The 12,721-nt window shown below is 65.2% G+C and carries 12 protein-coding genes; 8 read left to right on the top strand and 4 right to left on the bottom strand.

The genetic code is table 11. The features are described 5' to 3' along the window. Positions 1 to 7: 7 nt before the first annotated feature. The 3 genes from AAFO92_RS04780 to soxR all read right to left on the bottom strand — a co-directional run bounded on the left by AAFO92_RS04780 (position 8) and on the right by soxR (position 3,487). Positions 8 to 1,546, bottom strand: coding sequence for a trimethylamine methyltransferase family protein (locus AAFO92_RS04780; protein WP_347533518.1), 1,539 nt, complete (start codon positions 1,544 to 1,546; stop codon positions 8 to 10). Between the two features lie 246 nt (positions 1,547 to 1,792). Next, complete coding sequence (locus AAFO92_RS04785) at positions 1,793 to 2,965, bottom strand: aminotransferase class I/II-fold pyridoxal phosphate-dependent enzyme (RefSeq protein ID WP_347533519.1); 1,173 nt, start codon at positions 2,963 to 2,965, stop codon at positions 1,793 to 1,795. 51 nt (positions 2,966 to 3,016) lie between these two features. Next, a complete protein-coding gene (gene soxR / locus AAFO92_RS04790) occupies positions 3,017 to 3,487 on the bottom strand; it encodes a redox-sensitive transcriptional activator SoxR (protein ID WP_347533520.1) in 471 nt (156 codons plus the stop codon). Between the two features lie 82 nt (positions 3,488 to 3,569). Here soxR and AAFO92_RS04795 point away from each other — a divergent pair, with 82 nt between their 5' ends. The 5 genes from AAFO92_RS04795 to AAFO92_RS04815 all read left to right on the top strand — a co-directional run bounded on the left by AAFO92_RS04795 (position 3,570) and on the right by AAFO92_RS04815 (position 9,135). Further along, positions 3,570 to 3,944, top strand: coding sequence for a VOC family protein (locus AAFO92_RS04795; protein WP_347533521.1), 375 nt, complete (start codon positions 3,570 to 3,572; stop codon positions 3,942 to 3,944). After that, entirely contained in the window at positions 3,937 to 4,851 is a 915-nt protein-coding gene (locus AAFO92_RS04800; RefSeq protein WP_347533522.1) for a DMT family transporter, read from the top strand. Before AAFO92_RS04795 ends, AAFO92_RS04800 begins: the two co-directional genes overlap by 8 nt. 235 nt (positions 4,852 to 5,086) lie before the next feature. After that, positions 5,087 to 6,532, top strand: coding sequence for a cysteine--tRNA ligase (cysS, locus tag AAFO92_RS04805; RefSeq protein WP_347533863.1), 1,446 nt, complete (start codon positions 5,087 to 5,089; stop codon positions 6,530 to 6,532). A gap of 229 nt (positions 6,533 to 6,761) precedes the next feature. Then, positions 6,762 to 8,375 carry a citramalate synthase gene (gene cimA / locus AAFO92_RS04810; RefSeq protein WP_347533523.1) on the top strand — a complete coding sequence of 538 codons (1,614 nt, stop codon included), beginning with the start codon at positions 6,762 to 6,764 and terminating at the stop codon, positions 8,373 to 8,375. Further along, positions 8,362 to 9,135, top strand: coding sequence for a squalene/phytoene synthase family protein (locus tag AAFO92_RS04815; protein ID WP_347533524.1), 774 nt, complete (start codon positions 8,362 to 8,364; stop codon positions 9,133 to 9,135). Before cimA ends, AAFO92_RS04815 begins: the two co-directional genes overlap by 14 nt. Positions 9,136 to 9,254: 119 nt before the next feature. On the opposite strand, the gene AAFO92_RS04820 is transcribed toward AAFO92_RS04815, so the two are convergent. Next, on the bottom strand, positions 9,255 to 10,466 hold the full coding sequence (locus AAFO92_RS04820; protein ID WP_347533865.1) for an MFS transporter: 1,212 nt from the start codon (positions 10,464 to 10,466) through the stop codon (positions 9,255 to 9,257). Between the two features lie 166 nt (positions 10,467 to 10,632). On the opposite strand from AAFO92_RS04820, the gene AAFO92_RS04825 reads away from it, so the two are divergent. Genes AAFO92_RS04825 through AAFO92_RS04835 form a run of 3 tightly spaced genes read left to right on the top strand, consistent with a single transcriptional unit; the run spans position 10,633 to position 12,652 of the window. Then, positions 10,633 to 11,364, top strand: coding sequence for a cobalt-precorrin-6A reductase (locus AAFO92_RS04825; RefSeq protein ID WP_347533525.1), 732 nt, complete (start codon positions 10,633 to 10,635; stop codon positions 11,362 to 11,364). Continuing rightward, entirely contained in the window at positions 11,361 to 11,990 is a 630-nt protein-coding gene (locus AAFO92_RS04830) for a DNA-3-methyladenine glycosylase 2 family protein (RefSeq protein ID WP_347533526.1), read from the top strand. Before AAFO92_RS04825 ends, AAFO92_RS04830 begins: the two co-directional genes overlap by 4 nt. Continuing rightward, entirely contained in the window at positions 11,987 to 12,652 is a 666-nt protein-coding gene (locus AAFO92_RS04835) for an alpha/beta fold hydrolase (protein ID WP_347533527.1), read from the top strand. The genes AAFO92_RS04830 and AAFO92_RS04835 overlap by 4 nt, the downstream gene beginning before the upstream one ends. The last annotated feature ends 69 nt before the right edge of the window (positions 12,653 to 12,721 follow it).

Below are 12,721 nucleotides of genomic sequence, written 5' to 3' on the forward strand. Positions count from 1 at the left end.
TCACCCGTCAGGCGGGCAGGTGGATGTTGAAGGCCTTGCGGATTTCGGCATCCAGCATCGGGTCGAACCGGGCGGCAGACGGTTCCGACAGGATGCGTTCCTTGCGGGCGATCGCGTTTTCGATCAGGTCGGGCTTGTCACTTTCACCCCATTCCTTGGGGCTCATCCGGTTGCCAAGCGCCGGGTAGACATAATCCGACTGCATCCGCAGCAGGGTCTGGTCGGTGCCCAGGTAATGGCCCGGACCACCCATGCAGACCTCGGCAATCTGATCGAGCGCCATCGTCACGTCATTGACCTCGATCCCCCGCACGCAGCGCATGGCATGGCCGATCAGGTCATCGCCCAGAATGAGCGATTCATGACAGAACCCCAACAGCGAAGCGTGCATTCCCGCGGCCTCGTACACCATGTTGAGCCCCGCCAGGCCCGCCATCACGTTCGAGCACATCGCCTCCCACCCGGCCTGCATGTCGGGCAGCTTGGCATCGGTGATCCCGCCCACCGCACCGCCGGGCAGGCCGTAATACTGGTGCATCTGGGCGCAGCCCGCGCTGAGCAGCGCCTGTTCGCCCGAGCCGCCGGTCATCGCGCCGCTGCGCAGGTCGAGGCCGAAGGGCCAGGTGCCGAAGATCGCCGGGTGGCCGGGCCTGACGGCATTGACATAGACCAGCCCGGCCAGGCATTCCGCGGTGGCCTGCACGATGGCGCCCGCGATGGTCGACGGTGCCGTGGCCCCGGCCATGCCCGCGCTCAGCAGCAGCACCGGCATGCCGCCCTCGATGCAGCGTTCCATGACCTCGCAGGCCTCGGTGGCGAATTTCATCGGCGGCACGACGAAACAGTTCGAGTTCGACACGAAGGGCCGCGCGCGCCAGGCGTCTTCGCCGCCCGCGATCATGTGCAGCAACTCCAGCGCCGGGGCCACGAAACCGGGCTCGGTGAAGGAGGTGCCGATATGCTTGGTGGTGCCCGAACAGCAGGCGTAGATCGTGTTCAGGTCCATCTCGCGGTTATCGGCGATGTCGCGGCAGACCATCGGGCGTTGCACGAAATGGATATTGTCCAGCCGGTCGCAGATGCGCGCGGCATCGTGCAGGTCCTGCACCGTGCTGTCGCGGTATTCGCGGCCACGGACATCGACCATGTGCACCGCGGCGCCGGCGGTGCCGTAATGCACGCGCGTACCCCAGAGCTGCATGTCATGGCGCGGGTCGCGGCCATGCAGGGTGATCTTCTTGCAGGCTTTCTTCAGCGCGTCCTCGACCACCGTGCGGGGAAAGCGTATGCGCCCGTCATCGCCCTGGATGGCACCGGCACCGGTCAGGTGCGCCACACCGCTTTCGGGTGCGTCGGCAAGGCCGATGGTCTCAAGCGCCCTGAGCGCGGCCTCGTGGATATTCTCGATCTGCTCTGGGCTGAGCGGTTTGTAGGCGCCGCCCGACATGCCCGGCTGAATCGGGCGTTCGGCATCGGACAAGGGGGCTTCGCGGCTGGCTTTACGGGCGGCGCGGCCGCCGGCGCGGCGGGAAACGGGGGCTGTCATGGTCTTTGATTCCTGTGGCAGGTTGTCGTTGGGGTGAAAATCAGCCCCGCGACGGCCTGCCGCGCGCCGCGCGCCCACGGCATGCGCCGATGGTGCGAATGACCACTGCAATCTTGCAGCTTGGGTCCATCGCCAGATCCTCCCTAAGCCCTGACACGTGCAAACGGCACGATTCCGTGGCTTCAGTCTATGCCAATAGCGACCAATGTCGCAAACGGACCTCGAAATCCCCGAAATGCCGGAGAATCACCCGGCCAGGCTGGCCGCCAGCGACAGGATATGCCCGACCGCTTCGGCCAGGCGGTCGTCGGCCACGGTCAGTGCCACGCGCACATGACCTGCGGCCGCCGTGCCAAAGCTTTCGCCGGGCATGACCGCCACGTGATGCGCATCAAGAAGCCGGTTGGCAAACGCCTCTCCGCTCAGACCGGTGGCGCGGATGTCGAGCATGACATACATCGCCCCCTCCGCCGGTATGGCGCGAACGGTGTTCTGCCCCTCGACCAGCTGCAAGACCAGGTCGCGACGGCGGCGGAACGGCGCGGCCACCGCGGCCTCGAACGCGGGCCCCTGATCCAGGGCGAAACAGGCGGCCTCCTGGATGAAACCCGGCACGCCGTAGGTTGTGTGGGTCGCCAAGTTGCCGATATGCGCAATCGCCTCTTCCGGGCCGATCACCCAGCCCAGCCGGCTGCCGGTCATGGCATGGCTTTTCGACAGCGACCCGATCACCAGCGTCTGTGCCTCGATCCCGGGCAGCATCCGCGGGCTCAGATGTTCACCATGCCAGACCTGGGTGTCATAGACCTCGTCCGAGATCAGCCAGAGCGCATGGTCCCGGCAGACCCGCGCGATGCCTTCCATCGTTTCCCGTGAATAGATCACCCCGGTGGGGTTGTTGGGCGAATTGACGAGCAGGCTCTTTGCCCCGTCCGCGCGGGCGGCAATATCCGCGGGATCGGGTTGAAACAGCCTGTCGGCCCTGGCCTGGATGGCGACCGGCGCGGCCCCGACGCCGCGGATGGTGCCGGGATAGGTGGCATAGAAGGGGTCGATGAAGAGCGCCTTGTCACCCTCGTCGCAGGTGGCGCTGTGGGTGGCAAACAGCCCCGATTGGCCGCCGGGCGTGATCAGCACGTTGTCGGGCGTGGTCCTGACGCCGGTGCGTTCGGTCACCCGTGCCGCGACCCGTTCACGCAGGTTGGTATTGCCGTTGAACATCGCATATCCGGTATGGCCGGCCAGGGCGGCCGCGTGCATGGCGTCCAGGATCGACCGGTCCGTGCCGATGTCATGTTCGCCGATGGTCAGATGGGTGATGTCCTTGCCATCCCTGTGCATCTGTTTGGCGCGATAATAGACATCCCACCCGTCCGAACCGCCGCCGGTCAGGCCGGTAATCCGCTTTGACAACTGCATGAAAACCCTCCGTAGCACTGGCGCGCACCGAGCCAGCCAAGGGCAGGTTTGTCAATCCAATTCGACCGGATCGCCCATCAGATAACGCGGGCCGGCCCCCTTGCGCGCCACGCGGTCGCGGCGGTTATAGAGCGCGCAGGTCTTGAGCGAGAGGCAGCCGCAGCCGATGCAGCCGTCCAGCCGCGCCCTGAGCAGTTGCATCTGCGCAATACGGGCGTCCAGTACGGCGCCGAAACGGCGCGATATCCGCGCCCAGTCCGACTTGTTGGGGGTGCGGTGTTCGGGCAGGGCGCTGAGCGCCTCTCGGATCTCGGCAATCGAAAAGCCCAGGCCCTGCGAGATCATCACGAAACTGAGCCGCCTGATATCTGCGCGGGCATAGCGCCGGTGGCCGCTTTCGTTGCGGTCGGGCGCGACCAGCCCTTCATCCTCATAGTAGCGAATGGCGGATTGCGGCAGGCCGGTTCGGTCAGACACGTAGCCGATCGTCAAACCGCGTTTCGCCAAGTGCCTGTCAGGCATATGAATTTTCTCTATTGAGTTAAAGTTAACTTGAAGAATTAGGTTGGTTTTCAAGAAGAATCAACAACGAAAGGAATGATCCATGAAACTTGAACACGTGAACATCACCGTCCCGGACCCCAAGGCCAGTTCAGCCATCCTGTGTGAGCTGTTCGGCTGGCATATCCGATGGGAGGGGGCCGCGATGAATGATGGCTACACCGTGCATGTCGGGGACGATGACAGCTATCTGGCACTTTACGCGCCGGCCTACGAGCTCAACCCCGAAGGCACGCGTTATACCCGTGTGGCCGGGCTCAACCATGTCGGCGTGGTTGTCGACGACATCGACGCGACCGAGGCGCGGGTCAAGGCGGCGGGGTACACGCCGCATAACCACGGTGACTACGAACCGGGCGTGCGGTTCTATTTCGACGGCCCCGACGGGATCGAATTCGAGGTGGTGCATTATGACTGAGGCAGGATCGAACAGGCAGGGCGTGCTGCTGTTACTCTATACCGGCGGGCTGTTCGGGCTGAATTTTCCGCTGGGCAAGCTGGCGGCGGGCGCCGGTGTGTCGCCACTGATCTGGGCGCTGGTTGTGTCGCTGGGGGCGGCGGGGCTGCTGTTGCCGGGGCTGATCCTGCAGCGGCGCCTGCGTCTGCCGCGCGGGCAGATGCTGCGCTACACGGTGATCTCGGGGTTGCTGTCCTTTGCGCTGGTCAACGCGTTGGTGTTCTTCCTGATCCCGCGTGTCGGGGCGGGCTATGCCGGGCTGATGTTTGCCCTGTCGCCCGTCGTCACGCTGGGGCTGACGGCGCTTGCGGGGCTGAAGATCCCCGGCCGGTTGGGCCTCTATGGAATTGGCCTGGGGCTGGCTGGCGCGGCGCTGGTGGCGTTGGGCCGGGGCAGTATCGAAGGCGCGATCGTCTGGAGCCTGCTGGCCTTTGGCATCCCCGTTGCACTGGCCCTGGGCAATGTCTATCGCACCCTTGACTGGCCCGAGGGGGCGCATCCGGCGGCGCTGGCCTTCTGGAGCCACAGCTGGGCGATCCTGGCCTATGTCGCGCTGCAGTTTGGCCTGTCGGGCGATCTGCCGCTGGCGCCGCTGCGCGAACTGCCGCTGGCCACGATCGTGCAGGCCGTTGCCGCGGGCCTGATGTTCCCGGCCTATTTCCGGCTGCAGAAACTGGGTGGGCCGGTCCTGCTCAGCCAGATCGGGTATGTCGCCGCGGCGGTGGGGCTGGCCAGCGGCACGCTGTTGCTGGGCGAGGTCTATGGCGCCGCCACATGGGCCGGTGCGGCGATCATCGCCATTGGCATCGCTTTGACCGTGCGGGCGCAACTGCAACCGGCGGTCAAACGAGCTGATTGTCCCGCCTGACCAGACGGGATCGCCGCCCTCACGCGCCCCCACCCACCCACCCGGGCGCGATCGGGCGGCGATTTCCGTGCTTGCCCCGTGTGACCTTCCTGCGCTAAGACAGGGCCATGACACGGACCATCTGCATCATTTGCTGCATTCCCTGCTGAGATAACTCAGGCGGGCCGTTCTTTCTCATTCAAATCCATGATCGAAGTTGGTAAGCCCGCCGCAACTGCCTGCGTGTGAGGACGCCATGACGACGATCAGACTGCACAACACCAAGACCCGCAAGAAAGAGGCGTTCACGCCCCTCGATGACAAGAATGTGCGGATGTATGTCTGTGGCCCGACCGTCTATGACCGGGCGCATCTGGGCAATGCGCGGCCCGTGGTGGTGTTCGACGTGCTCTACCGGCTCTTGCGCCATGTCTACGGGGCGGAGCAGGTGACCTATGCCCGCAACTTCACCGATGTGGATGACAAGATCAATGCGCGGGCGGCCGAGACCGGGCGGCCGATCGGCGACATCACCGCCGAGACGACGCAGTGGTTCCTGGATGACATGGGCGAACTGGGCGCGCTGGAGCCCGATGCGATGCCGCGCGCGACCGAGTTCATTCCGCAGATGGTCAAGATGATCGAAAAGCTGATCGCCGACGGTCATGCCTATGCGGCGGAAGGCCATGTGCTCTTTCGGGTGCGGTCATACGAGGCGTATGGCGCCCTCTCGGGCCGGTCGGTCGACGACATGATCGCCGGTGCCCGAGTCGAGGTGGCGCCCTACAAGGAAGACCCGATGGATTTTGTGCTGTGGAAGCCGTCCTCGGACGATCTGCCGGGTTGGGACAGTCCCTGGGGCCGCGGGCGGCCGGGCTGGCATATCGAGTGCTCGGCCATGGCCTATGAATTGCTGGGCGAGTCCTTCGACATCCACGGCGGCGGCAACGACCTGATGTTCCCGCACCACGAAAACGAGATCGCGCAAAGCTGCTGCGCCCATCCCGAGGGCGGCTTCGCACAGGTCTGGATGCATAACGAGATGCTGCAGGTCGAGGGCAAGAAGATGTCCAAGAGCTTGGGCAATTTCTTTACCGTGCGGGATCTGCTGGACCAGGGGATCCCGGGCGAGGTAATCCGATTTGTTTTCTTGAGTACGCATTACCGCAAGCCGATGGACTGGACCGAACAAAAAAGGCGAGAAGCAGCTCGTGAGCTGGACTATTGGGCTACCACTATCTCAGTCGATCATGAACTTCTGGATGGCGCTAATCGAAACGCAAATCCAGATGACGATGTAGTCAAAGCATTGGCAGATGATCTCAATACGTCGCTAGCTATCACGCGTCTCAAGTCGTTTGCGCGCTATGTAGATGACAGTTCTGAATTTCTCCGGCTGACGGATGATGAACAACTTGAGGAAAGACAGAAGTTTGTTGCAAGCACGTCGTTACTTGGGATTGACTTACTCGAATTGGGTAAGCTAGTGCGCGCGAAACCCGCGACCGCAAATTTGGAGCAATTGACGACGCGTTTGGCGGAGGAACGAGTCCGCGCGTTGGAAACCAAAGACTTCTCGACAGTGGACAATCTAAAGGCTGCTCTCGTTGACGCCGGGTTAGAAGTTCGAATGAGCAAAGACCGCGTTGAGTTAAGGCCAAGCGTCAATTTCGATCCGTCGAAACTGGAGGCGTTGAAATGATGCTACCGGTTGCTACCGTTCTGCCCGGCATCGCCGGGCCGCGCCCGACCCTCCCGTCGCACCGGAGGTGCGCCGCTCACCATTGGCACGCCTCTGGCGTGACGGGAGGGCGCATGGATGCGGTTCCGCGCCGAAGCTGTATTGTGCAGCGTGACGCCGGTTTACCACGATTGAATGTTGTATGCGCCCACCCAGGGTTGGGCGCGGCCCTCTGTCGCGAGGCGAATAGATGACCCTCGAACGCCTCTACCTCTACGACACCACCCTGCGGGACGGGCAGCAGACGCAAAGCGTGCAGTTCTCGACCCCTGAAAAACACCAGATCGCAAGGGCGCTCGATGCGCTTGGCGTGGATTACATCGAGGGCGGTTGGCCCGGGGCGAACCCGACCGACAGCGAGTTCTTCGATGCCGCCCCCGCGACCCGCGCACGCCTGACCGCGTTTGGCATGACCAAGCGCGCCGGGCGCTCCGCCGCCAATGACGAGGTGCTGGCCGCGGTGATGAATGCGGGGACGCAGGCGGTCTGCCTGGTGGGCAAGACCCATGATTTCCACGTCGAAACCGCGCTTGGCATCTCGCTTGAGGAAAACATCGAGAATATCGCCCGCTCGGTCGAACATATCGTGGGCATGGGCCGCGAGGCGCTGTTTGATGCCGAGCATTTCTTTGACGGCTACAAGTCCAATCCCGGTTACGCGATCGAGGCGGTAAAAGCCGCACATGCGGCCGGTGCCCGCTGGGTCGTGCTGTGCGATACAAATGGCGGCACGTTGCCCGATGAAATCCGGCAGATCACCCGCGCGGTCATCGGCGCGGGCATTCCGGGAGATCACCTGGGCATCCACACCCACAACGATACCGAGAACGCGGTGGCGGGCAGCCTTGCCGCCATCGACGCCGGTGCGCGACAGGTGCAGGGCACGCTGAACGGGCTGGGCGAACGCTGCGGCAATGCCAACCTGACCGCCCTCATTCCGACGCTCTTGCTGAAAGAACCCTATGCCAGCCGGTTCGAAACCGGCATCAGCCAGGAGGCGCTGACCGGGCTCACCCATGCCAGTCGGCAACTGGATGACATCCTCAACCGCGTGCCGCTCAGGCAGGCGGCCTATGTCGGTGCCTCGGCTTTTGCCCACAAGGCCGGCCTGCATGCCAGCGCGATCCTCAAGGATCCCACGACCTATGAACATATCGACCCGCAGGCCGTGGGCAATGCGCGGATCATCCCGATGTCGAACCAGGCCGGCCAGTCGAACCTGCGCAAGCGGCTGGCCGAGGCCGGGCTGGAGGTGGACAAGGACAACCCGGCGCTGCCGCGCATCCTGGACCGGATCAAGGTGCGCGAGGCGCGGGGATACACCTATGACAGCGCGCAGGCGTCTTTCGAACTGCTGGCGCGGGCCGAGTTGGGCATGATGCCGGAGTTTTTCGAGGTCAAGCGCTACAAGGTCACGGTTGAGCGGCGAAAGAACAAGTATAACAACATGATATCGCTGTCCGAGGCGGTGGTCGTGGTCAAGATCGATGGCGAAAAGAAGCTGTCGGTTTCCGAGTCGATGGATGTCGAAGGCAGCGACCGCGGCCCGGTGAACGCGCTGGCCAAGGCGCTGGCCAAGGATCTGGGCCGGTACCAGGACCAGATCGAGGACATGCGGCTGGTGGATTTCAAGGTACGGATCACGCAAGGCGGCACCGAGGCGGTGACCCGCGTCATCATCGACAGCGAGGACGGGCAGGGGCGTCGCTGGTCGACCGTGGGGGTCAGCCCGAACATCGTCGATGCCTCGTTCGAGGCGCTGCTGGACGCGATCAACTGGAAGCTGCTGCGTGCAGACGGCTGACCTCCACGCCTGCGCCGATCTGGTCCGGCGCGCCGATCCAGAGCGGTTCATGGCGGCGATGGCCGCGCCGGTGGCGGCACGGGCGGTGCTGTTCCCGGTCTATGCCTTCAACGTCGAGGTCGCGCGCGCGCCCTGGGTGACGCAGGAGCCGATGATTGCCGAGATGCGTCTGCAATGGTGGCGCGACGCGCTGGAGGAAATCCGCAAGGGCGGCACGGTGCGGCGGCACGAGGTGGTGACGCCGCTGGCTGAGGTGCTTGATGCCGAGGGTGCCGGGCTGCTGGACGCGCTGGTGGCGGCGCGCCGGTGGGACATCTATCGCGATCCGTTCGAGGACGAGGCGCATTTCCGCGATTACCTGGACAAGACGGCGGGCAACCTGATGCTGGCCGCCGCCCGCGCGCTTGGCGATGCCGAGGAGGCGGTGATCCGGGATGCCGGTTTTGCACAGGGGCTGGCCAACTGGCTGCGCGCCATTCCCGCGCTGGAACAGGCCGGCAGGGTGCCGTTACCCGATGGCCGGCCCGATGCGGTCAGGGTGCTGGCCGCGGAGGGTTTGGCGCGCCTGCGCCGCGCCCGCGCGTCCCGCGCTGGCGTGTCGGCCGCAGCGCGCCCGGCGCTGCTGCCGCTCTGGCAGAGCGGTGGCATCCTGTCGCGCGCGGCGGCGCGGCCGGGCCGGGTGGCACAGGGCGCGCTGGAGCCCGCGCCGTTTCTGTCGCGGCTGATGCTGATGGTGCGGGCGGGCAGCGGCCGCTGGTAACGGCGGTCAAAAGGAGTGCGCTTGCGCGCACGCATCATCTCTCGTCGTCAGCCTCCGGCTTCCTCCTCGGGCCGCTCTTGGCCGATCTTGCGGCAGAGCCCTTTGCATGGGCGGCCGCGTCAGGCCTCCTTGGGCCGCAGCGCCAGCCAGATCAGTGCGCCGCCGGCCAGAACCAGAAACGGCGCCATCGCCAGGTTGACCGACATCCAGCCGGTCTGGGCATCCCCGCCCGAGCAGTTCATCAGCCCGCCCGAGGACAGTGACGCCAGCGTCACCCCGCCGAATACCAGCAGGTCATTGAGCCCCTGCATGCGGCCGCGTTCGTGCGGTTCATGGGCCGCGGCCAGCATCGTGGTGGCGCCGATGAACCCGAAATTCCAGCCCAGCCCCAGCAGGATCAGCGCGATGAAGAAGTTTTCCAGCGCGACCCCCTGCAGGGCGACGAAACCGGCCCCGGCAAGGATCAGCAGGCCCAGGGCGACGATCTTCTCGACGCCGAACCGCGCGATCAGGTGACCGGTGAAGAACGAGGGCGCGAACATTGCCAGGACGTGGCCGGTAACGATGTCGGCAGCGTTGCCTTCGGTAAATCCGCAGCCCACAACCGCCAGCGGGGTCGAGGTCATCACCAGGTTCATCAGCGCGTAGGATACCGTGGCGCAGATCACGGCCACCGCGATGCGCGGCGTTTTCAGAAGCTCCATCCGGCTTCGGCCCTTGGGGCCGTTGGCGTCGGGCGGGGTCGGTTTGGGAATGTCGAGGAAGAAAAACAGCAGCGCGCCCAGAATATTCAGTGCCACGATCGCCACATAGGTGCCCATGAAGGGAATGACCATCGCCTGCGAGGTGAGCTTGACCAGTTGCGGCCCGATCACCGCGCTGGCCAGTCCGCCGGCCATCACGTAGGAGATCGCCTTGGGCCGGAACGCATCGCTGGCGGTGTCGGCGGCGGCAAAGCGGTAGAAGGCCTGCGCCGACATGTAGATGCCGCTGATGAAACTGCCCAGCAGGAAGACCGGGAAAGACGAGAGCAGCAGCCCGTAGGCGCCGATCGCCCCGCCAAGCGCGCCGGCGCCCGTGCCGATGAAGAACCCGGCCTTGCGGCCCCATTTCTGCATGATCGACGATAGCGGCGTGGCCGCGACCATCGACCCCAGGACGATCAGCGATATCGGCAGTGTGGCGAAGCAGACATTGCTGGCCAGGGTCTGGCCTGCCAGCCCGCCCACGACGAACATCATCGCCATTTGCGCACCGAGTAAAGCCTGCGCCAGAACCAGAACCCGGACGTTGCGCCAGGCGCGCTGATCGTCCGTGCGCTTGCCGCGCATGCGTCCCGCCATCGGCGAGGGTGACTCGATCGGTGTCTGGATGGGATCGGGCGAAGTCATGCGCCCAGAGCTATGCGGATGGCCGGGCCGCTGCAAGCACAATCGGCGGCAAAACCGTGGCCCGACAATGGCTTGCGATTCGGCGCCCGGACGGACATGAAGGGGCATGACATTGCTCTTGCTTGCCGGAACCGGGCTGGCGCAGGAAATTGCCCGCCGGCTGGACGGCCGAAACATCGATGTGATTGTCTCGCTGGCCGGGGGCACGCGGACGCCGGACGTGGCTGGCGGGCTGCCGTGCCGTGTCGGCGGATTTGGCGGTGACGCGGGGTTTCGTGCCTTTCTGGCATCGCAGGCGATCACGGCGGTTCTGGATGCCACCCACCCGTTTGCCGCGCGCATTTCGGCCCGGTCGGCCCGGATCTGTGCCGAGGCGGGAATTGCCTATTGCCTGGCGCAGCGGCCACCCTGGCAGGCCCGGCCCGGGGATCGATGGCATCTGATCGACCGCGAGGAGGAGGCGGCGCACCACATCGCACCGGGCAGCACGGTGTTTCTGGCCACGGGGCGACCGACGCTGGACCGGTTCGCCAACCTGCGGAGCTGCCATCTGATCTGCCGCCAGATCGAGCCGCCGGACAGGGAGTTTCCCTTTGAGAACGGGCGATTTCTGGTGGGGACGCCGCCGTTTTCGGTGGCCCAGGAGCAAGACCTTTTCGCGGCGCTTGGGGTTGATTGGCTGGTGGTGAAAAACGCGGGCGGCAGGGCGTCGGCCACCAAGCTGACGGCGGCGCGTGAACTGGGGCTTCGGGTCGCGATGATAAACCGGCCTGCCTTGCCTGACGCGCCGGTTGTGCACGATGCCGAGGCGGCGCTGGACTGGGTGGCGGGCCAGTGACGGGCCGGATCATCGAAACCGATGCCTGCGTGGCCGAAGGGGTTGAGGCATTGCGCCGGGTATGTCCGCGCCTGTCCCATGCCTGTGATCTGACCGGCAAGCTGCCGCTCAGGCGCCGCCCGGACGGGTTTGCGGAGCTTCTGAGCGCGATTGTCAGCCAGCAGGTCAGCGTGGCCTCGGCCAGCGCGATCTGGGGGCGGATGAAGGCCGCGCGCCTGACCGGGCCGCGCCAGATCGCGCGCGCCGGCGACGACGAGTTGCGTGCTGTCGGGCTGAGCCGGCAGAAAATCCGCTATGCCAGGGAGCTTGCCAGGGCACGTATTGATTTCAAGGGGTTGCGGGACGCGCCTGATGCAGATGTCATTGCAACGCTGACCCGCGTTCCCGGGATTGGTGTCTGGACTGCCGAGATCTACGCGATGTTCTCGCTGGGTCGGGCGGATGTGTTCGCGCCGGGGGATCTGGCGCTGCAGGAGGCCGCGCGGATCCTCTACGATCTGCCGGAAAGGCCGCGCGAGAAGGAATTGCGCCGGATGGCCGAGGCGTGGCAGCCATGGAGATCGGTTGCCGCCCGGATACTTTGGGCCTACTACCGGGTGGCAAAGGACAGGGAAGGGATCAGATGACGCGGGTATTGCAATCGGAGCGGCGCGAGCCACTATCGGGAACCACGAAATCGGTGGTGGTCTTCCTGCATGGATATGGCGCCAACGGCGCCGATCTGCTGGGGCTTGCGGACCCGTTGGGCGAGCATATGCCCGATACGCTGTTCGTGGCGCCGGATGCGCCCGAGAGCATCCCCGGAATGCCGTTCGGATTGCAGTGGTTTCCGATCCCCTGGATCGACGGGTCCAGCGAGGAAGAGGCCGAGCGCGGGCTGAACGCGGCCGCCGAAGACCTGAACGCCTTTCTCGATGCGCTGATGGTCGACGAGGACCTGCTGCCGGAACAGGTGGTGTTGTTCGGGTTCAGCCAGGGCACGATGATGGCGCTGCATGTGGCGCCGCGGCGCGAGGACGAGGTTGCCGGGATCGTCGCGTTTTCCGGCAGGCTGCTGGCACCTGAACTGTTGAAGGACGAGACGCTGAGCCGGCCGCCGGTTCTGCTGGTGCATGGCGATGCCGATGACGTGGTGCCGCCGCAATCGCTGCCCCAGGCGGCGGAGGCCCTGCAGGAGGCCGGATGGCAGGATGTCTATGCGCATATCATGAAGGGCACCGGCCACGGGATCGCGCCCGACGGGCTGCAGGTGGCACTGGCCTTCATGACCGACAAGCTGGGTCTCTGACCGCGCCGCTGCCGGATTGAGTGCGCGTTCCGCGCACGCCGCATGTCTCGTCGTCGATCTCCGATCTCC

The organism is Roseovarius sp. CAU 1744, assembly GCF_039839345.1.
Classification (GTDB): Bacteria; Pseudomonadota; Alphaproteobacteria; order Rhodobacterales; family Rhodobacteraceae; genus Roseovarius.

Coding starts and splice junctions, on each gene's coding strand:
- cimA (WP_347533523.1), top strand. CDS start 6,762: ATGACCCTCGAACGCCTCTACCTCTACGACACCACCCTGCGGGACGGG.
- cysS (WP_347533863.1), top strand. CDS start 5,087: ATGACGACGATCAGACTGCACAACACCAAGACCCGCAAGAAAGAGGCG.
- AAFO92_RS04780 (WP_347533518.1), bottom strand. CDS start 1,546: ATGACAGCCCCCGTTTCCCGCCGCGCCGGCGGCCGCGCCGCCCGTAAA.
- AAFO92_RS04785 (WP_347533519.1), bottom strand. CDS start 2,965: ATGCAGTTGTCAAAGCGGATTACCGGCCTGACCGGCGGCGGTTCGGAC.
- AAFO92_RS04835 (WP_347533527.1), top strand. CDS start 11,987: ATGACGCGGGTATTGCAATCGGAGCGGCGCGAGCCACTATCGGGAACC.
- AAFO92_RS04795 (WP_347533521.1), top strand. CDS start 3,570: ATGAAACTTGAACACGTGAACATCACCGTCCCGGACCCCAAGGCCAGT.
- AAFO92_RS04825 (WP_347533525.1), top strand. CDS start 10,633: ATGACATTGCTCTTGCTTGCCGGAACCGGGCTGGCGCAGGAAATTGCC.
- soxR (WP_347533520.1), bottom strand. CDS start 3,487: ATGCCTGACAGGCACTTGGCGAAACGCGGTTTGACGATCGGCTACGTG.
- AAFO92_RS04800 (WP_347533522.1), top strand. CDS start 3,937: ATGACTGAGGCAGGATCGAACAGGCAGGGCGTGCTGCTGTTACTCTAT.
- AAFO92_RS04820 (WP_347533865.1), bottom strand. CDS start 10,466: ATGCGCGGCAAGCGCACGGACGATCAGCGCGCCTGGCGCAACGTCCGG.